16 protein-coding genes and 1 pseudogene are annotated in these 18,967 nt (G+C 59.4%); 11 read left to right on the forward strand and 6 right to left on the reverse strand.

What is annotated here, in order from left to right:
- Positions 1-6: 6 nt before the first annotated feature.
- Both NIT7645_RS10740 and NIT7645_RS10745 read right to left on the reverse strand, forming a co-directional pair.
- Positions 7-2,196 (reverse strand): esterase-like activity of phytase family protein, encoded by a 2,190-nt coding sequence (locus NIT7645_RS10740; protein ID WP_050687037.1) that lies wholly within the window; start codon positions 2,194-2,196, stop codon positions 7-9.
- A gap of 132 nt (positions 2,197-2,328) precedes the next feature.
- Entirely contained in the window at positions 2,329-3,804 is a 1,476-nt protein-coding gene (locus NIT7645_RS10745) for an NAD-dependent succinate-semialdehyde dehydrogenase (protein WP_050687039.1), read from the reverse strand.
- A 224-nt stretch (positions 3,805-4,028) separates the two neighbouring features.
- Here NIT7645_RS10745 and NIT7645_RS10750 point away from each other — a divergent pair, with 224 nt between their 5' ends.
- From NIT7645_RS10750 to NIT7645_RS10775, 6 genes are all read left to right on the forward strand, one after another.
- Positions 4,029-4,814, forward strand: coding sequence for a hormone-sensitive lipase (locus tag NIT7645_RS10750; protein WP_050687042.1), 786 nt, complete (start codon positions 4,029-4,031; stop codon positions 4,812-4,814).
- 234 nt (positions 4,815-5,048) lie between these two features.
- Positions 5,049-6,257: an aminopeptidase P family protein gene (locus NIT7645_RS10755; protein WP_050687044.1), complete on the forward strand. Its 1,209-nt coding sequence runs from the start codon at positions 5,049-5,051 to the stop codon at positions 6,255-6,257.
- A gap of 271 nt (positions 6,258-6,528) precedes the next feature.
- Positions 6,529-7,281, forward strand: coding sequence for a CDP-alcohol phosphatidyltransferase family protein (locus NIT7645_RS10760; RefSeq protein ID WP_037303066.1), 753 nt, complete (start codon positions 6,529-6,531; stop codon positions 7,279-7,281).
- A 16-nt stretch (positions 7,282-7,297) separates the two neighbouring features.
- A complete protein-coding gene (locus NIT7645_RS10765; RefSeq protein ID WP_008559890.1) occupies positions 7,298-7,924 on the forward strand; it encodes a class I SAM-dependent methyltransferase in 627 nt (208 codons plus the stop codon).
- Positions 7,925-8,117: 193 nt separating this feature from the next.
- Complete coding sequence (locus tag NIT7645_RS10770; protein WP_008560965.1) at positions 8,118-8,384, forward strand: hypothetical protein; 267 nt, start codon at positions 8,118-8,120, stop codon at positions 8,382-8,384.
- Positions 8,385-8,393: 9 nt separating this feature from the next.
- Positions 8,394-9,038 (forward strand): DUF1523 family protein, encoded by a 645-nt coding sequence (locus NIT7645_RS10775; protein WP_008561354.1) that lies wholly within the window; start codon positions 8,394-8,396, stop codon positions 9,036-9,038.
- A 102-nt stretch (positions 9,039-9,140) separates the two neighbouring features.
- On the opposite strand, the gene NIT7645_RS10780 is transcribed toward NIT7645_RS10775, so the two are convergent.
- Positions 9,141-10,718, reverse strand: a complete 1,578-nt coding sequence (locus tag NIT7645_RS10780; protein WP_008562045.1) for a DUF5928 domain-containing protein — start codon at positions 10,716-10,718, stop codon at positions 9,141-9,143.
- A 133-nt stretch (positions 10,719-10,851) separates the two neighbouring features.
- Between NIT7645_RS10780 and NIT7645_RS10785 the strand changes: the two genes are divergently transcribed.
- The gene (locus tag NIT7645_RS10785; protein ID WP_008560237.1) at positions 10,852-11,670 is read left to right on the forward strand and encodes a sulfotransferase family protein; all 819 of its coding nucleotides are present in this window, start codon (positions 10,852-10,854) and stop codon (positions 11,668-11,670) included.
- A gap of 148 nt (positions 11,671-11,818) precedes the next feature.
- Here the strand turns inward: NIT7645_RS10785 and NIT7645_RS19840 are convergent.
- From NIT7645_RS19840 to NIT7645_RS10800, 3 genes and pseudogenes are all read right to left on the reverse strand, one after another.
- Positions 11,819-12,354 (reverse strand): annotated as a pseudogene (locus NIT7645_RS19840) (AAA family ATPase).
- Between the two features lie 69 nt (positions 12,355-12,423).
- A complete protein-coding gene (gene ilvD / locus NIT7645_RS10795; protein ID WP_008559887.1) occupies positions 12,424-14,268 on the reverse strand; it encodes a dihydroxy-acid dehydratase in 1,845 nt (614 codons plus the stop codon).
- A gap of 141 nt (positions 14,269-14,409) precedes the next feature.
- A complete protein-coding gene (locus tag NIT7645_RS10800) occupies positions 14,410-15,615 on the reverse strand; it encodes a benzoate/H(+) symporter BenE family transporter (protein ID WP_050687048.1) in 1,206 nt (401 codons plus the stop codon).
- 149 nt (positions 15,616-15,764) lie between these two features.
- Here NIT7645_RS10800 and NIT7645_RS10805 point away from each other — a divergent pair, with 149 nt between their 5' ends.
- From NIT7645_RS10805 to NIT7645_RS10820, 4 genes are all read left to right on the forward strand, one after another.
- A complete protein-coding gene (locus NIT7645_RS10805; RefSeq protein WP_008559755.1) occupies positions 15,765-16,325 on the forward strand; it encodes a helix-turn-helix domain-containing protein in 561 nt (186 codons plus the stop codon).
- A 217-nt stretch (positions 16,326-16,542) separates the two neighbouring features.
- Positions 16,543-17,409, forward strand: a complete 867-nt coding sequence (locus NIT7645_RS10810) for a DMT family transporter (RefSeq protein WP_050687050.1) — start codon at positions 16,543-16,545, stop codon at positions 17,407-17,409.
- Positions 17,410-17,549: 140 nt separating this feature from the next.
- Entirely contained in the window at positions 17,550-18,026 is a 477-nt protein-coding gene (smpB, locus tag NIT7645_RS10815; RefSeq protein WP_008560278.1) for an SsrA-binding protein SmpB, read from the forward strand.
- 246 nt (positions 18,027-18,272) lie between these two features.
- On the forward strand, positions 18,273-18,800 hold the full coding sequence (locus NIT7645_RS10820; protein ID WP_008561315.1) for a hypothetical protein: 528 nt from the start codon (positions 18,273-18,275) through the stop codon (positions 18,798-18,800).
- Positions 18,801-18,967: the final 167 nt, after the last annotated feature.

Genomic DNA, 18,967 nt, shown 5'->3' on the forward strand with positions numbered 1-18,967 from the left:
GTCGGATCAGTTGGTCGTGGCCGTATCCACAGGCCCAATCGAGAAGAACATCGTCTCGCCCGAGGCATCATCAACACCGTCGTTGTCGGTCAGGATATAGCCTTCTCCCTCGGCGGTGATCGCGAGGCCTTCGACCTTGTCCAGCACATAGCCGCCCGTTGCGGTCAGATCCGGCAGCAGATCGCGCACCAGCTCCTTGCTGACAACCGGCAGTTCGCCACCCAGCGGTGCGGGCTGCATTTCGGCCAGCGGGATGCGATAGACCTTTTTGGTGACAGCGCGGAAATCATGCTGGTTGTCGCGCTCAATCACGTAGACATGATCGCCGTGGGCCACGATCTCCGAGAGACCAACCCAACCGGTGTCAGGCTCTGCCTTGGGGTAGTGCACCGCACCCCATTCCTTGGTCTCAAGATTATAGGCCACCAGTTTGACGTGGTTCTTGGGGTCATCTTTCCATTCCCGCTGGACCGCCATCCACAGCGTGTCACCGACCTTGGTGATGCCTTCAAAGCCAAAGCGTCGTTCAACTGCCATCAGCTCGGCAGGCAGTCCGATTTCGCCCTTCTTGGCTTTGATGAGCCCGTCTTTGGAGACGTGATAGATGGCATGTGGGGTCACCCGATCAGTGCGCCCTTCCGAGGCGACATAAAACCCGCCGTTGCCGTCCAGCGTGATGCCTTCGAGATCAAGTTTCTGGGCCGGGTTGCCGTCTTGCCGATGGATGCGGATCACGTCGACGATACGGGCAGGCGTCTGGCTGGGATCAATTTTGAAGATCGAAGGCTGGAAGCCGTAGAAGCTGTCGTTGACCGCGTAGATCATGCCATCCGCATCCGCCACCATGCCAGAGAGTGCGCCCCAGCCGATCAGTTCCTCCGCCCCGGCAGAGGTCAGATGTGGATAGTTGGGGGCGCCGTCTTGCAACTCGTACATCATCACGTGCGCGCGGGGGCCCTTGTCCTCGATCAGGTCTTTCTCGTTGGCAGAGACCAGCAGGTTGCGTTCCGGCAGGACTGCGTAACCTTCCGGGCCAACACCCGAGGGCAACAGCTGTGTGAGCACCGGATTGGCCAGATCGCTGACATCGTAGACGCCGACAACTGATGCGCGCTCCGCTCCGACAAACACATAGGGTGTGCCGTCAAATTCAGCGAAGGTCACGCTTTCGGGTTCGACGCCCTTTGCGTCAGAGCGTTTGTCGGGGTAGTGGCCAATCTGCACGATGGCATGTTCAAAGGAGGTGCCGCTGTCGTAGACGACAGTGCCGTCCTTGTTGAAGATCGTCCAACCGCGCGAACCTCCCTGATAGTCCCCTTCGTTTGCGGTGGCAAAGTGCGTGTCGTCGATCCAGGTAACGGCGTCGGGTTCACGCAGTCGCGCGGTCTGGCTTTCGTTGAAGATCAGCGCGCCGCGTTCGTCAGTTGCGTCGATCCCGTCAAGATCCACCGAACCGGCAGAGAAATGCGTCACGATCTCGCCGTTCTTGGAGACGACCACCAGGTGGTTGTTTTCCTGCAACGTGACGACGGTTTCCCCCAGCCCGTTGATCGAGACATATTCAGGCTCCGGATCCTCGCCTGCGATATCGGCAAGGCCTGTCAGGCTCACGACCTTCATCGACGCGCAATCAAGGCCCGTCTTGGTGGTATCCACCAAGACAAGGTTGCCTGCAGGCATCTGTGGCAGCATGCCATCGTTCAGGTCTTCGTCCCGCTCGTTTTCGATCGCCACAGCGAGAAAGCCGCCGTCCTTGGATTTCGCGACAGAATCCGGCTGACCACCCAGGTCGCAGGAGCCCGTTTCAGAGCCCGTTTCAGTGTCGATGGATTTCAGCAGGCCCGAGGGTTGCGTGTAGCTTTCAGAGGTATTCACGCCGACATAGGCCGTGCTGCCAATAACTGCGACCGATGTGGGTTCGCCGGGCAGGGCGATATTGCCCTTGGGTGCGGGTTTGGCAGGGTCGGTGATATCAATCAGCCCCAGCGCCTGCATTGGGCTGTCGGTATAGACCAGCGTCATGCCATCTGCGGTCGCGTCGATGATCTCTGGCGAGGATTCGCGCGTTTGATCCTCACCGGCAGTCATGTTCTGGACAACGGGAAAGGCGGCAATGCGGTTAAAGGATTTCTCTGCCTGGGCGGCACCGGTGGTGAGGGCCAGCGCAGAGGTCAGGCACATGAGGCGCGGAAACATCGGCTACTCCGAAAGTTGGACAATGGACTGCCCTTGCTCCTGCCGTTTCTGCCTAACGGGACTGTGACGGTTTGATGTAGTTTTGATGATGCAAGGCCCCGACAACCGCTTGACGGGGCCTTGTGAGGCGGATCAGACCGACATGCAGATGTATTTCATCTCCAGATAGTCCTCGATGCCGTGATGGCTTCCTTCACGGCCCAGGCCTGACTGCTTGACCCCGCCAAACGGGGCCACCTCTGTCGAGATGATGCCGGTGTTGACGCCGACGATCCCATATTCCAGCGCTTCGGCGACCTTGTAGACCCGGCTCAGATCCTTGGCGTAGAAATAAGAGGCGAGACCAAAGATGGTGTCATTGGCCATGTCGATCACGTCATCTTCGGTTTCGAATTTGAAGAGGGGTGCCATCGGTCCAAAGGTTTCGTCCTGAGAGAAAACCATGTCCTGGGTCGCGCCGGTAAGGATTGTCGGCTCAAAAAAGGTGCCGCCCAGTTCAGAGGGATTGCCGCCCAGGATCACCTCTGCGCCTTTCTCCTTTGCGTCGGCAATATGCGCCTGCACTTTTTCGACGGCTTTCTGGTTGATCAGCGGGCCAAACTGGGTGCCCTCTGCCAGACCGTCGCCAACCGTCATCTTGGCCACGGCGTCCTTCAGCTTGGCGGCAAAGGCGTCGTATACCCCAGCCTGCACATAGATCCGGTTGGCGCAAACGCAGGTTTGGCCGTTGTTGCGGAACTTGCACATGATGGCTCCTTCGACAGCAGCGTCGAGATCGGCGTCATCAAAGACGATAAAGGGCGCGTTGCCGCCCAGTTCCATCGAGCATTTCATAACAGTGTCTGCCGCCTGCCGCATCAGGATGCGACCCACTTCGGTAGAGCCTGTAAAGGTCAGCTTGCGCACGGCGTTGTTCTCGCAGAACTCCTTGCCGGTCTCTGATGCATTGGAAGAGGTGACAACGTTGAACACACCGGCGGGGATGCCTGCGCGCTCTGCCAATACGGCCAGAGCGGTCGCAGAAAGAGGCGTCAACTCGGCTGGGCGTGCGACAAAGGCGCAGCCTGCTGCCAGTGCGGGCCCCGCCTTGCGGGTGATCATCGCATTGGGGAAATTCCACGGTGTAATCGAAGCCGCAACGCCGATGGGTTGTTTCAAAACAGTGATGCGTTTGTCACGTTGGTGGCCCGGAATGGTCTCGCCATAGATGCGTTTGGCTTCTTCGGCAAAGAACTCAATGAAAGAGGCGCCATAGCCGATCTCGCCGCGCGCTTCTGCCAGGGGTTTGCCCATTTCAGCGGTCAGGATTACGGCCAGGTCTTCCTGGTTTTCCATCATCAGGTCGAACCATTTGCGCAATACGGCTGCGCGTTCCTTGCCAGTCCATTTGGCCCAGTCCTTTTGTGCTGCCTCTGCTTGTGCGATGGCGCCCGCCACCTGGCTGCGGCTGACATCGGCCACCTGCGCGATCACGTCGCCACGGGCCGGGTTGATCACGTCAAAGGTGCCGTCCTCTCCATCAACGAACTGGCCGCCGACGTAGGCCCGGCTTTCCAGCAGGCTGGTGTCTTTGAGCAGGGATTTCAGATCTGTAGTCGCGTCAAGCATGGCTTGTCTCCCGGATGTCGTTTGCTGGAAATGGAAATCAGCTGTCACTTGATATGTCCAGAAAGAGTGATGAGTCCAGAATTTGATCAAATCCAGCGGCAGATAGAGGGCTGACCTCATGGGGCAACCATTGATGAGCCCGCCAGATGACAGCTCCTGTGCGTTTGACATGTTCTTCTCAAGATAGTCAGGTAGGGCAAACAACACATAAGGGGAGGGCTGGCATGGAATTGGATGATGCCTATGCCAACGGGGTCTATATCGAGAATGCAGCAAGCTATCCGCCACGCTGGGCAGCCTCAGCCGAGGATTTCCGCAATGCGATGCGGGAACGCTCGCGGATTGATGTTTCCTACGGTGAAAGCCCGCGTCAGGCATATGATCTGTTTTTCCCGGAGGGAGAGCCCAAGGGCCTGATGATTTTTGTCCATGGCGGCTATTGGCTGGCCTTCGATAAGTCCAGTTGGTCGCATCTTGCGGTCGGGGCTTTGGCCCACGGGTATGCGGTGGCACTGCCTTCCTATGATTTGTGCCCCGGGGTTCGGATTGCCGATATCACCAGCCAGATTGCGGCGGCTGTGACTGCCATCGCGGCAGAGGTGGCAGGGCCGATCTCGCTGGCCGGACATTCCGCTGGTGGGCATCTCGTCGCGCGGATGCTGGACCGGTCGTTGCTGCCTGCAGACGTCGGAGAGCGCATCCAGAGGGTGGTGCCGATTTCGCCGCTGGCGGATTTGAGACCACTTTTGCGGACTTCAATGAACGACAAGTTCAAGATGGACGCAGCCAGCGCCGCCGCCGAAAGCCCGGTGGATATGCAAGACCGCTATCCCGCCGAGGTCACTGTCTGGGTGGGCGGAGAGGAACGCCCTGCGTTTTTGGATCAGGCCGTCTGGCTGACCGAAGCCTGGGAGGCAGATCACGTCATTGCCTTTGGCAGGCACCATTTCAACGTGATCGAACCCCTCGCAGATCCGGAAAGCGATCTGGTGAAGTTGCTGGTGACCTAACCCCGCCAGACCATTTGGCGAAAGGACCGTGGATATCCGCGGTCCTTTCTGTTTGAGAGATGTCGTTTTTCGGCGATGGTTGGTGATTTCGGGCTAGCGGCGGCGGGCCGCTTCGCCCATTGTGTCGGGACGGGAAGGCGATGGCGTCGCCGCATGCTTGGCATGCTGCCCGTTTCAAATCTCAAAATTACGTCCTGAACGCCGGGACCTTTCTTGTAAGATGGAAGGGTCACTATGACTTCACGTCCTGAAATGTATCGTTTTCACAACGGCGAAAAGGCGCCGCTGCAGTTTGCTGTCTCTGAATATGAGGCGCGGATCGCAGGCCTGCGCAAGATCATGGCAGACACCGGTGTGTCCGCTGCTGTTTTCACATCGATGCACAATATCTCCTACTACTCGGGCTTCACGTACTGTGCCTTTGGTCGCCCCTACGGCCTGGTGGTAACCGCCTCCGAGGCCGTGACCATCTCGGCTGGCATCGACGCGGGCCAGCCCTGGCGCCGGTCGTTCTGCGACAACATCACCTACACCGACTGGCAGCGCGACAATTTCTGGCGTGCCATCCTGTCGGTAAGCGGCGAGGGTGTTGCCGTCGGCTATGAGAGCGATCACCTGACCCTGCTGCAAAAGGCCAAGCTGGAACATTTCCTGAAGCCATCGCAGCTGGTTGACCTCTACGAGCCGACCATGCGCCAGCGGATGGGCAAATCCGCGGCTGAGCTGGAGATTATCCGCGCCGGTGCGGCGGTGGCCGACGTTGGCGGCTTTGCGATCCGCGATGCGGTCAAGGAAGGCGCGCGTGAGATCGATGTGGCGATGGCGGGCCGTGACGCGATGGAGCTGGAGATTGCCAAGCGCTTCCCGGATGCGGAGTACCGTGACACCTGGGTCTGGTTCCAGTCGGGCATCAACACCGACGGCGCCCACAACCCGGTGACGGGCCGCCGGCTGGAGCGCGGGGACATCCTGTCGCTGAACACCTTCCCGATGATTTCCGGCTATTACACCGCGCTGGAACGCACCATGTTCGTGAAAGAGGTCGACGCCGAGTCCCTGCGCATCTGGGAGGCCAATGTGGCGGCCCATGAACTGGGTATCTCGCTTTTGAAACCGGGGGCGAGCTGTGCGGAAATCACCCATCAGATCAACGCCTTCTTTGAAGAGCAGGATCTGCTGCAGTACCGCACCTTCGGCTATGGCCATTCGTTTGGTGTCTTGTCGCACTATTATGGCCGCGAGGCGGGCCTTGAACTGCGTGAGGACATCGACACGGTGCTTGAGCCGGGCATGGTGATTTCGATGGAGCCGATGCTGACCATCGCTGATGGCCAGCCGGGCGCCGGGGGCTACCGTGAGCATGACATCCTGATCATCCACGAGGACGGCAACGAAAACATCACCAAATACCCCTACGGGCCGGAGTTCAACGTGGTCGGCTGATCGCGCAGGATCCGTATCTTGTGGGGCAGGTGGGGCTCCCGCCTGCTCTGCGCCCTGACGGGCGCTCACCGTTGGGCCAGGCACCGTGCATTGCACGGTGCCGTTTCGTTTGTGCCAACCCGTGCCTGCCCAGCCAGCCCTGCCCAAGCTGCCCAAGCTGTCCGCAGGTGGACCAGCCGTTGCGCGGCGGCGTTGGTTCAGGCATATGTCGCTGATGGCGCTTTGCGCCGCGACCGCAGGCAAATATGCCGCGAAGAAGGACATCACCATAATGACCGACCGCCCAGAAAAACGACGTTCCGAATACGCGCTGATCCAGTTGCTGCCCAACATGATGACCATTGCTGCGATCTGCGCGGGTCTGTCTGCCATCCGGTTTGGGGTGCAGGGCAACTATACGCTCGCGGTTCAGCTGATCCTGGCAGCGGCCATTTTGGATGGCTTTGACGGACGGCTTGCGCGAATCCTGCGCAGCGACAGCAAAATGGGAGCCGAGCTGGATTCGCTGGCGGATTTCCTGAACTTCGGCGTCGCCTCACCACTGGTGATCTACTATTGGGCGCTGCAGGACATGCGGGGCCTTGGTTGGCTGGCGGTTCTGGTCTTCTCGGTCTGCTGCGTCGTGCGTCTGGCCCGATTTAACGTCTCCACAAAATCAGAAGAAAAAGTCGCCGCCAAAAGCATTTATTTTGTTGGTGTTCCCTCACCGGCCGGGGCTCTTTTGGCGATGCTGCCGATGTTTATTTCCTTTGCCTTTGCAGATGCGCCGGTGATCCCTGATGTGCTGATCTGCATTCACATGGTTGTCATCGGATTGCTTATGATCAGCCATGTGCCAACCTGGTCTCTCAAGGCGGTCAAGATTTCGCGTGAAAATGTGAAGTACTTCCTGGTCGGTTTTGCCTTTGCGGGAGCGGCTGTCCTGATTTACGCATGGATAACACTTGTGATCCTGTGCCTTGGGTACGCTGCCATGGTGGCCTGGGGGTTGGTACGAAGAAAAACGCCGGAGGACGGCGTGTAGTTGTTAGGGTGGGAAATTGGATATCAAGGCAGTTGAATCGTCATACGCGCGTTGGGCGCCGGTTTATGACAGAACTTTTGGCGCAATCACCAACGTCGGACGCAAGCGCGCGGTTGGTTATGTGAACGCGAACCGGACCGGTCGTCTGCTTGAGGTGGGTGTCGGTACGGGCCTGTCCCTCCCTCTTTACAAACCAGACCTCAAAGTGACCGGCATCGATTTCAGCGAGGACATGCTGGAAAAGGCGCGCCAACGGGTGCAGGACAACAATCTCGATAACATCGAGGCACTGCGTCAGATGGATGCCCGCCAGCTTGATTTTCCCGATGCCACCTTTGACACGGTTTCGGCCATGCACGTGCTGTCTGTCGTTCCTGACCCGGAACAGGTGATGGGGGAAATCGCCCGCGTGCTAAAACCCGGTGGCAAGCTGGTCGTCACCAACCATTTCCTGCGCGACAAAGGGGTTCTGGCCTTTCTCGAACGGGCCTCCGCGCCATTTGCAAACCTTTTGGGCTGGCATTCCGATTTCCAGATCGAAACGGTCCTCAGCGAAGATGATCTTGCACTTGAGGAAAACCAGCCGTTGCCGCCTTTCGGCTTGATGACCTTCTTGATCCTGAGCAAGGTTCAGCCCGTCTGACCACCACGCCATTGCGAATGCCCTTGCAGCCCGGCCCGAACCCAACGGCCGGGCTGTTTTGCGTTTTGGGAGGGGGGATGTAAACTCTGTTTACTTATCCCATATCTCTGCAAGGCGGGGCGAGAGGGCAGATGCAGCTGGACATGGTCATAACCGACACAAGATCCAATCTCATGCAGATCGGTGGCCAGTGATGTTTGGGTTTTTCCGCCTCGTTCTGATCCTGTTTGTGGGGCTCACACTCGTCTATCTGGCGGTCTCTCTCTACTCGCGCGAGGTGCGGCGCGCCAAACTCCGCCGTCGCTGGCAACAGAAGGGGTTGACCGGCGACCGCGCGGCCTTCATCCAGCGGGGGCTGAGGCAATACGACCGCTCGTTCAGACGCAAACTGATCCTGCTGGTCTATATCATTCCGCTGGGGGCTCTGATGCTCTTGGTCTATGTCATTAATTTCATGTGAGGTGGCGCGATGCGTACCATCAAATGGGTTTTCCTGATCACCATCTGGGTGCTGTTTGGTGCCTTTCTGCACTACACGCTGCCGCAATATGACGTGGTTCGGATCGTCAACACCTACGAGGAACGCCAGGAGCTGAACGACTGGACCCGGATTTTCTGGTCGACGCCCGATAGCCAGTCCGCCGAGATCAGCAATCGCGACGTGCAGTTCATTCAGGCCGTGCGTCCGAACGGGCGCAACATCGTCTACCGGAACGAAGACACTGGCTGGAACTGGCCGCCGTATTTCAAGTTCGACACCGCCAATCTCTACACCGACGCCAATGACAGCATTTCCACAAAGGCCAACCCCGAGTGGGTGGCAGTGATGCACTATGGGTGGCGCAATGAATTCCTGTCTGCGTTTCCCAATGCCGTGACGATCCGCACGGTCGCAGGGCCGGACGATAAGCCGACCAACTGGTTCACTATCATCTTCCTCATCGTGCTGGCAGCCGTCTTCTGGGCGATCTATGTCCGCTGGCGCAGGTTCCGCCGGGCCCGGATTGATCCAATGGTCGAAAACGTCGAAGACAGCCTGTATGCGGCGGGGGATGCAATCGCGGAACGTCAGGGGCGGCTGCGCCGTTGGCTCAGCAGCTGGAAGTCAAGCTAGGCCGTCGCGCGCCACGAGACGAGAAATGGAACCGGGGCAGGTGCGTCCCGGTTTTTTGTTGCCGGGTCCCTGTCTCGGCCAGAGGCGGACGGAAAGCGGGGATCAATCCGCAAACAGATGTTCCGTGCGCGCCAGCGCCAGGGCGGTGTCGCGGTCCACGCCGAGGAACGGGATCAACTGATCGGCAATCTGCTCGTCGGTATCGCCATCGCGGATCAGCCCGTAATGTGTAAAGCCCACGTCGCGGATGCGATCGGTTTCAAACTGAATGTCATTGCGGATCGTCGGCAAGATGCTGTCCAGTGCCGACTGCGATGTCTGCGGCCCGGCAAGGCCGATCCGCTCTGCGTGACCGATGAGATAGGCATCATCAAATGTGCAATCGATCTGCAGAATGCGGGTCACCGAGCGATCTGAACTGAAATCCTGCATCAGATCAAAGGCCGATGGATCCAGGCAGATCACCATGCGGTCGGTTTCATAATAGTCGAACAACATTCGCACCAAGGCCCGGCGGTGGCGCGTCCGCTTCCAGATTGTCTTTTCAATTCCGCCAAGCGCAGGCATCTCCGTGCCTTCCTCGTCGAACAGATAGGCCAGCGCTGGAATGTTGCTCATCTCGCGCAATTTGGCGATCAGCCGCTTGGCGACGTGCCATTTCTTGCAGGTGATAATCAGCAACTCTCGGTCCCGCCCCAGTGTCCCCTCTGTTTCCCAGAACCGCGGCGCAAAGCGCAGGCCGACGCGCCCGCGCTGGGTGAGAAAAGAGTAGAGGTTGCGTCCTTCGTCAGAGATCTGAAACTCAACATTCTCGGCGGCGTAGAGCGCGCCAAGCCGTGCTTTCAGCTCTTCCGCTTCGGGGCTGATCTTGCGGGCAAACAGAAAATCCTGCCCAAGCAGCAGATCGTAGTGGTCGTTGTAGAATTGAACCGGCATCCCGTAGTCTGAAAACATCAGAAAGGTGAGCGTGCGGCATTCAATTTCAGCACTTGGCACGAGGTGACGGACTAGGGTCTGGAAAAACGTCTCATCCGGGATCCAGGTGGTGCGGAAAAACCGCACGACGTCACGCCGTTTGCGGATGAAATCCAGCAGCCATTCGATGGTGCGACGGCGCAGGCACCACCATTGGCTGCCGATCTGGATCTGCAAATCCTCTGGCGGGCTGCGGCGCAGGCCGAACCGCTTTTGCAGGCGATGGCTCAGTTCAAACAGGCGCTTCTGGGTGCGTTCGTTGAACACGTGGCGATAGATCAGCCGGTCTTCCTTCATGCCGGTCTTGATCCAGTCGCTCTGAAAGAAGTCAAAGCTCTCGATGTAGTCGCAATCGCGCGCATCCAGCAGCCTGTGGGCGTATTCGGCGGTTTTGATTGCCATGCAATCGCCAGAGACCATGTAGAAATGGGTCGCCTGCGGAAAGGCCGCAACCGCGCTTTCCAGGGCCTTCAACGTCGCCTCAACCAACGACCATTCACCCCAGCCGCATTTGATGCGCTTGTGGGCAAAGCAGACATGGGGATTGTCCTGCAACGCCTGCCGGATACGGTCAAAGTCCGCTTCCGAAGAGCGGGCATCAAAATGAATCGCGATATAGTCCCCAACCGCCGTCAGACGCTCTGCCTGCTCGATAATGGCGTCCGGGTCTTTGTGGCAGAGCAGCACATATGCAATTTTCGCCATGAAGACGCCCCGATGCCTTATTTTGTTTGATTGTTTCCTTGATACTGACGAATTCTGTCTGAATAAACCGGATTATTCGCGTTTTAATAACAGCTTTGACATTATTGCCGGATAGGGCAAGCGGAGACAGATGATGGGATTTCCAGGCACTTGGATGACAGAGAGCGAAAGCGTGGTGTATCGCGTAGTGCCCAAATGCGCCTGCTCCACCATCGGTCAGATTCTTTACTATTCCGATCATGGGCAGTTCTTTGACGGCGACATTCACGATGCGACCAGCGGTCTGCACAAATGGGCGCTGCCCGACAGCCAGGACAAGATCGTCCGCGCCGTACAGGGACAGGAAACTTATGCCTTTACCTGTGTGCGCAATCCATACACGCGGGTGTTGAGCTCGTTTTTCGACAAGATCTGCGGCATCCAGCGCAACGGCAAACGCTATCGCGGCAATCTGGTGCCGCGGTTGATTTACGATTACGGCATTGATGTCGGCGGCGACGATGGCAAGCAGGAGTTCGACCAGATCAAGAGCTTTCGCCGCTTTTTGCTGTTTGTGCGCGACACCATCCGCTTTCGTCGTCCCATGGATCCCGACATCCATTGGTCAGCGACATCAGGGCATGTCTCTACCTTCATCTGCAATGGTGGTCGCTACAACAAGGTGATCTGGACCGAGCGGTTCAACGAGGGCATGCAGGATGTGCTGAACACCATTGAGACGCCGCATCAGGTGGATCTGGCCACAATCCCGCGGTTCAACGAAAGCGAGGGCCACGGCCCCAAACGCGCCCATCCGGTCGAAGACTATTTCGACGATCTGTCGATGCATCTGGTCTATGAAATCTACAAACGCGATTTCGAGGTGTTCAAATATGACGTCGACAATCCGGCCAACAAGATGCCGGTGGGTGAAATAGATCTGGATGAAGTCCACGCCAAATTGGGCGAGTGACCTGCGGCTGCGCAACGCTCCCGCCCGGGTAGCGATCATTGCATGATCTGACCCGGTTGGGCCGGGCGCCGCTGGCGCGGCGCGCCTCCGGCGGGAGTATTTCGGGAAAGGTGAGGGAATGGGCGGTGACTGCGCCCAAACGCCTGCCTTACGATCGGGAACGGATGGCGTCCATCACGAATGAAACCCTGTCTGCAACCGTTGTTCTGGGGAGGAAGACAGGCTCCAGCCTCAGTTCACGAATGGCCGTCAAAATCCGTCTGTATTCTGCCTGTGCATCTTGCAGGCTGTGTCTGCGCTCTGCATCGACCTGAAAGAGATCCGGCCAGTCCGGGGCGACAAACACGCAGCTTGCATACGGGAACGCGCCCCGAAAACTGTGGTCGAGCGGCGTGCCACAATGGTGGCGCAAGGCGACCGCAGCGTCCAAAACGCCGCGATCAAAACAACCGGGGCAGCTGTATCCTTCAATCGGGCCAGATCCGCATGTGCCAGTTCAAGCGTATCCGCCAAAAAGGCCGAAAGGCTTTGCCAGGGCAAGGCATCGCTGCCAGCCGCCTGTGCAGCGGCGATTACGCGGCGGCCGGGTTCTGGTACGGTTGTGATCCCTCTGCCTGCCAGCGCCTCAATCAACGTCGATTTCCCACCGCCGGAACACCCTGTGAGGAGAAACTTGTGCATCATGAGGCCCAAATAAAAAGCCCCCGCAGGCCAAAGCACTGCGAGGGTAATTCACAACTCATTTGGCGGCGATCACTCGTCGTCAGGCAGTGCGCGCACAGCACCCTTGGCGGCTGAGGTGGTCAGCATGGCATAGGCTTTGAGCGCGGTTGAGACCTTGCGCTTGCGTGGTTTTACCGGCTTCCAGCCCGCGGCGTCCTGGGCTTCGCGGCGCGCGGCCAGTTCGTCATCCGATACCGCGAGGTTGATGGTGCGGTTGGGGATGTCGATTTCAATGGTATCGCCGTTTTGAACCAGGCCGATTTCACCGCCTTCAGCCGCCTCTGGAGAGACGTGGCCGATCGACAGACCTGACGTCCCACCGGAGAAACGGCCATCTGTCAGCAGCGCGCAGGCTTTGCCGAGGCCTTTCGATTTCAGGTAGGAGGTCGGATAGAGCATTTCCTGCATGCCCGGACCGCCGCGCGGCCCCTCGTAGCGGATCACCACCACATCGCCTTCTTTGACCTTGCCGGTCAGGATATCGCTGACCGCCTGATCCTGGCTTTCGCAGACATAGGCCGAGCCGGTGAACTTGAGGATGTTCTCGTCCACACCGGCGGTTTTCACGATGCAGCCGTCGCGGGCGATATTGCCAAACAGCACCGCCAGACCACCGTCCTGGCTAAAGGCATGTTCCTTGGAGCGGATCACCCCGTTTTCACGGTCGTCGTCCAGTTCCTTGTAGCGGTTGGACTGCGAAAACGCCTGCGTGGTGCGCACGCCGCCGGGGGCCGCTTTGAACAGTTCTTCGGCTTCGGGGTTGTTGGCGACCTTGATGTCCCATTTGGCGATGGCTTCGCCCATGGAGCTGGAGTGAACCGTCGCGCAATGGTTATGCAGCAGGCCCGCGCGGCTGAGTTCGCCCAGGATCGAGAAAATACCGCCCGCGCGGTGAACGTCTTCCATATGGACGTTCTCGGTGTTGGGCGCGACCTTGCACAGGCATGGCACCTTGCGTGAGAGCCGGTCCATGTCGGTCATTGTGAAATCGACTTTGCCTTCGTTTGCGATCGCCAGAAGGTGCAGCACCGTGTTGGTGGAGCCGCCCATTGCGATATCAAGGCTCATGGCGTTTTCAAACGCATCAAAAGTCGCGATTTCACGCGGCAGCAGGCCTTTTTCCTCGCCCACGTAGTGGCGCTTGGTGATGTCGACGATCTTGCGGCCGGCCTCGAGGAACAGCTGTTTGCGGTCGGCATGGGTTGCGAGGGTGGAGCCGTTGCCCGGCAGCGCCAGACCCAGCGCTTCGGCCAGACAGTTCATCGAGTTTGCCGTGAACATGCCGGAGCAGGAGCCACAGGTCGGGCAGGCGTTTTCCTCGATGTGCTGGACCTGCTCATCGGTCAGGTTTTCGTTGGCGGCGGCGACCATCGCGTCAACCAGGTCGATCTTCTTGGCGTCGAGGTCGGCAATGTCGATTTTGCCCGCTTCCATCGGGCCGCCGGAAACAAAGATCGCCGGGATGTTGAGGCGCATCGCGGCCATCAACATGCCGGGGGTGATCTTGTCGCAGTTGGAAATGCAGACCATCGCGTCTGCACAATGGGCGTTGACCATATATTCGACGCTGTCCGCGATCACCTCGCGCGAGGGCAGGGAATAGAGCATCCCGTCATGTCCCATGGCGATGCCGTCATCCACCGCGATGGTGTTGAACTCCTTGGCGACCCCGCCAGCGGCTTCGACCTCGCGGGCGACCATCTGGCCCAGGTCCTTCAGGTGGACGTGGCCGGGTACGAACTGGGTGAAGGAGTTGACGATGGCGATGATCGGTTTGCCGAAATCATCGTCCTTCATGCCGGTGGCGCGCCACAGGCCGCGCGCGCCCGCCATGTTGCGGCCGTGGGTGGAGGTTCTGGATCGGTACATTGGCATCTGGCTGGTTCCCTTGTCTTTGCCCCTCAGGGACACGATTTGCGCAATAAAGGCAACATGTCGGGGCGGTCTTCGGTAATTATCTGGTGGTTTATGTGGGTTTTCGGGGTGTTTGGTCGCGTCTGAAAGGTCCTGGCCCGCTCAGGGCCGGGCAGGGGTTGGTGTCTCTTGTGGTGGGGGCGCCTGTGCTGCGGGGGCCGAAATCAGGTGATTCACGACAATCCCGACCAGCAGCGCCCAGAAGGCGGCTCCGATGCCGAAGAAACCAACCCCGGAGACCGTGACCATGAAGGTGATCAGGGCGGCGTCACGTCCCTGCGGCTCCTGCAATGCCGCGGACAGGCTGTTGGAGATTGTCGACAAGAGCGCAAGACCCGCAACCGTGGCAACCAGCGCCTTGGGGGCGATCAGGAACAGGCTGATGACAGTGGCGCCGCCAAGACCCACGATGATATAAAACACGCCGGTCATGACACCGGCCAAATAGCGGGTTTTGGGGTTTTCATCCGCTTCCGGGCCACATCCAATGGCTGCGGTGATCGCCGCGAGATTGAAGGTAAACCCGCCAAACGGGGCCAGAAGGAGCGATGCCAGACCGGTCACCACAAGGCTGGCTGACACTGGCGGAGCGTAACCTGCCGCCTTGAGCGTGACCACGCCGGGCATATTCTGCGAGGACATGGTCACGATATAAAGCGGCAGGCCAATCCCGATCAGTACGGGCAGGGAAAAGCTTGGCATCACAAAGACCGGCTGCGCCACAGACAGATCCAGCGGTCCAGCACCGGCAAAGCTGCCATCGCCAAGCCCCCACAATATGCCCACAGCCAGAACAGCCGGAATGGTATAGCGCGAAAAGAGCCGCCGACCGGCAACATAGGTCACAGCCATCGCCGCGACCAATGCGGTCTCGCTCTGAAAGGCGGAAAAGGCCGCGAGCCCAAAGGGAAACAGCAATCCCGCCAGCATGGCATTCGCCAGGGCATCCGGGATCAGCCGAGACAGCGCAGCAAACCAGCCCGTCACCCCGGTGAGGATCAGGAGGGATGCACAGAAGAGAAACGCGCCGATCGCATCGCTCAGCGCGACATCGGTCAGGCTGACGGCCAAAAGCGCAGCACCCGGTGTTGACCAGGCGGTCAGGATCGGCATCCGGTAGATCAGTGACAGCGCAAGGCTGGTCAGCCCCATGCCAAGCCCCAGCGCCAGCATCCAGCTGTTGGCCTGCGCCTGACTGGCGCCGGAGGCCTCAATCGCCTGAAAGATGATCGCGACCGATCCAGTATAGCCCACCAGCACGGCAACCGCGCCCGCAACGACATGTGAGAGTTTCAAGGAACCGAGCATCCGGGTTTTCCTCTGGTGGCAGATCCGCTAGAGATCGGGTTGCGTGCGTTATAGCGCACAGTAGCGTTTGTGCGTTATAACGCACAAGAGGTTTTTGGCGCGCAGCAGCAAACAGTCTGCGCCGAGTAGAGATACGACAGGCAGCACGAATGAGCGAAGACGGCATTACCTTGAATTTGCGGGAGATTCGACAGGATGCGGGGCTCAGCCTTTCGAAGGCGGCAGAGATCACGGGCGTCAGCAAGGCCATGCTGGGCCAGATCGAACGGGGCGAATCAAGTCCCACCATTGCCACTTTGTGGAAGATCGCAAAAGGGTTTCATCTCCCGCTGAGCGCGCTGATCGGCGAAGCGGCGCAACCGGATCTCGCGGCTGGTGGGGAACGGGTCTTTCGCTCTGTCCAGTTTCCCGGTTCGATCGCGGTCAAGATGGTGTTTCCCTTTGATCCCGCGTTGGCGGCAGAGACCTTTCATGTGACGCTGCATCCCGGCCAATGCCATCTCTCCCAACCTCATGACAGTGGCGTGACCGAAGAGGTTTTTGTCCTGGAAGGCGCGATGGAAGTGCTGCGGGGCGAGGATTGGGTGGCCCTGGAGACGGGCCAAGGGCTGCGGTTTGCTGCCGATCAACCCCATGGGTATCGCTGTTCAGACAGCGGTGCGGCCTTTCTCAACATGCATCACTACCGCCGCGCGGACCCGGCTGGCTGACTGCCCGGCAGGGGGCTGGCGACGCCGCAGCCCACCCGGCAGGCGGCGCTGCCGGATCAATTGGCCGCAGCGGCACGGGTTGTGACGCCCGCTGCGCCTGCCTAATGCTGGGTTTATTGATGATGAGGGATGAGCGCCCAGAGGGTTGGCCATCCCGTCTATTTCAGAGACTGCCGCAGACCGTCGTGTCGGCCATTTTAGGAAAGCGATCAGACCCATGGATACACTGCGCGGCAGTCTTTTGATGGTGTTGGCCATGGCGGCCTTTGCACTGGAGGACATGTTCATCAAATCCGCAGCGCAGAGCCTGCCTGTCGGTCAGATCCTGATCCTCTTCGGGGCCGGTGGCATGGTCATCTTTGCGCTTATGGCGCGTGCGCAGAGCGAGCCGCTGTGGAACCCGGTGTTCTGCACGCGCGCGCTGCTGCTGCGCTCGGTTGCAGAGGTGGCCGGGCGCCTGTGCTTCACGCTTGCCATCGCGCTGACCCCGTTGTCGTCGGCTTCGGCCATTCTGCAGGCCACCCCATTGGTCGTATCGGCCGGGGCTGTGGTGTTTTTCAAGGAACATGTGGGCCTGCGCCGTTGGATCGCGATCGCAGCAGGGTTTGTCGGTGTGTTGATGATCTTGCGCCCCGGTGCCAGCGGGTTTGAGCTGGCCTCGCTGTTTGCCGTGGCGGGCACTTTGGGCTTTGCAGGCAGAGATCTGGCAACCCGCGCCGCGCCCAAGGGGCTGTCCAATGCCCACCTTGGGCTGGCGGGGTTTGCCATGCTGATTGTTGCAGGTGCCGTTGCCTTGCCGTTCGGTGGGCCTGTGGCTTTGCCTGATCTGTCCACCAGCGTTGATCTAGTGGCTGCGACCCTTGTTGGTGTGGTCGCCTATCATGCGCTGATCGGTGCGATGCGTCTTGGCGAAATCTCGGTGGTGGCGCCCTTCCGCTACACCCGTCTGATCTTTGCGATGATCCTTGGGGTGGTTGTCTTCAACGAGAGCCCAGATGCCTGGACCCTGGCTGGCAGTGCGGTGATCGTGATCAGTGGCGCCTTCACGCTCTTGCGCAGCAATCGCACGGCAAGGGCAAGTTAGGGACCGTGCCGGATGGGCGGCTGAAAGGGGCTGCCTTGGGTGCCGCACTGTGAACGGGCAGGTCTGATGCATGGAATTCCGTCCCGGACAGGCGTTGCGCCACCTTGCACCTTTCCCTGCAGCGCCTTACATCCGTTTGCATGGCCAAGCAAAAGACAGACCCGAATTACAAAGTGATCGCTGAAAACCGCCGCGCGCGGTTTGATTATGCGATCGAGGATGATCTGGAGTGCGGGATCCTTCTGGAAGGGTCCGAGGTCAAATCTCTGCGCGCGGGTGGGTCCAACATCGCAGAGAGCTACGCGACCGTGGATGACGGAGAGCTGTGGCTCGTGAACTCTTATATTGCGCCATACGAACAGGCCAAGATGTTCAAACACGAGGAACGCCGCCGCCGCAAACTTCTGGTGTCGCGCAAGGAACTGTCGAACCTGTGGAATGCGACACAGCGCAAGGGGATGACCCTGGTGCCGCTTGTTTTGTACTTCAATCACCGCGGGCTGGCGAAGCTGAAGATCGGCATCGCCAAAGGTAAGAAGAACCATGACAAGCGCGAGAGCGAAGCGAAACGCGATTGGTCGCGGCAGAAACAGCGCCTGCTGAAAGACCACGGCTGAGCCAACCTTCCGCACAGGATCAAGCTTATTCCAAACCGTCTGCCGTTGCCCCGGCTGGCGGTTTTTTTCCTGAATTTGCTCCTGAACATGTGCCTGAAAACCTGCGTGCAAGGGTGGGGTTGCTAATTCTGACAAAATGAGTCAGATATCCGCGACCCAGCAGACTCACCCTCGCGTCAGGCCCGGCACCTCTGTCTTTGTTCTTCCGATCCCGACCTGCGCCTGGCCCATAAGGAGCTTTGCACCATGACTGTTGCCCTGTTTTCCGCGACCGATGAGACCGCCATTTCGTGTGACTCTCTGTGCCTTGATCCGTTCGAGGCAGGGATGCTCCCGGTGTTGCGCCATCTTCTGACCAGTTTGCAGGTGGCCGAGAGCCAGGCCTGGCAGCATGCGTTTCAGATTGCGGCAGAACGCTGGGGGGCGAGTTTCGGTCTGGGCGTGGCGCAGGCCCTGGTGCCGGTGGTTGCGCGACTGCACGCGCTGCGCGGCCAAGGGGTGGAACTGCACGATCCGCTGGATCTCGATCAACGGGACCGGCTGAGCGCGGACGAGGCGGCGCTTTTGCTGGTTCTGCACCACATGCGGCGGGATCAGACATCGCAGGCCCGCGATGCGCTGGCGGATTTGCTGATGGGCCGAATGGATGCGGATCTGATCCGGGCCGCCCTTGGTTTCGCACACCGCTTTCCCGCGGCGGAGCGGGCCGAACACCTGCAGGCCGCGGCTGTTGACCGCCCCCAGTCTCGTGCTGTCTTGCGGGTGGTGCGCTAACGCATCGGGTATATGCACAGCGCACGCGCACAGCACACCGACCAATTGAGCCGAACGCGCAGCCGAGCTGCTGCAAAAGGTCCGGCCAGCAGGGGGCAGGCAATCTGCCACAGTGTGGCCGGGTCATAATATTGCGTGACCCTGCCGGCTTCCCTTGCGACTCTGTC

Source organism: Phaeobacter italicus (assembly GCF_001258055.1).
Lineage (GTDB): Bacteria > Pseudomonadota > Alphaproteobacteria > Rhodobacterales > Rhodobacteraceae > Phaeobacter > Phaeobacter italicus.

Coding starts and splice junctions, on each gene's coding strand:
- NIT7645_RS10755 (WP_050687044.1), top strand. CDS start 5,049: ATGACTTCACGTCCTGAAATGTATCGTTTTCACAACGGCGAAAAGGCG.
- NIT7645_RS10820 (WP_008561315.1), top strand. CDS start 18,273: ATGACTGTTGCCCTGTTTTCCGCGACCGATGAGACCGCCATTTCGTGT.
- NIT7645_RS10805 (WP_008559755.1), top strand. CDS start 15,765: ATGAGCGAAGACGGCATTACCTTGAATTTGCGGGAGATTCGACAGGAT.
- NIT7645_RS10775 (WP_008561354.1), top strand. CDS start 8,394: ATGCGTACCATCAAATGGGTTTTCCTGATCACCATCTGGGTGCTGTTT.
- NIT7645_RS10780 (WP_008562045.1), bottom strand. CDS start 10,718: ATGGCGAAAATTGCATATGTGCTGCTCTGCCACAAAGACCCGGACGCC.
- NIT7645_RS10785 (WP_008560237.1), top strand. CDS start 10,852: ATGGGATTTCCAGGCACTTGGATGACAGAGAGCGAAAGCGTGGTGTAT.
- NIT7645_RS10800 (WP_050687048.1), bottom strand. CDS start 15,615: ATGCTCGGTTCCTTGAAACTCTCACATGTCGTTGCGGGCGCGGTTGCC.
- NIT7645_RS10750 (WP_050687042.1), top strand. CDS start 4,029: ATGGAATTGGATGATGCCTATGCCAACGGGGTCTATATCGAGAATGCA.
- NIT7645_RS10740 (WP_050687037.1), bottom strand. CDS start 2,196: ATGTTTCCGCGCCTCATGTGCCTGACCTCTGCGCTGGCCCTCACCACC.
- NIT7645_RS10770 (WP_008560965.1), top strand. CDS start 8,118: ATGTTTGGGTTTTTCCGCCTCGTTCTGATCCTGTTTGTGGGGCTCACA.
- smpB (WP_008560278.1), top strand. CDS start 17,550: ATGGCCAAGCAAAAGACAGACCCGAATTACAAAGTGATCGCTGAAAAC.
- NIT7645_RS10760 (WP_037303066.1), top strand. CDS start 6,529: ATGACCGACCGCCCAGAAAAACGACGTTCCGAATACGCGCTGATCCAG.
- NIT7645_RS10810 (WP_050687050.1), top strand. CDS start 16,543: ATGGATACACTGCGCGGCAGTCTTTTGATGGTGTTGGCCATGGCGGCC.
- ilvD (WP_008559887.1), bottom strand. CDS start 14,268: ATGCCAATGTACCGATCCAGAACCTCCACCCACGGCCGCAACATGGCG.
- NIT7645_RS10745 (WP_050687039.1), bottom strand. CDS start 3,804: ATGCTTGACGCGACTACAGATCTGAAATCCCTGCTCAAAGACACCAGC.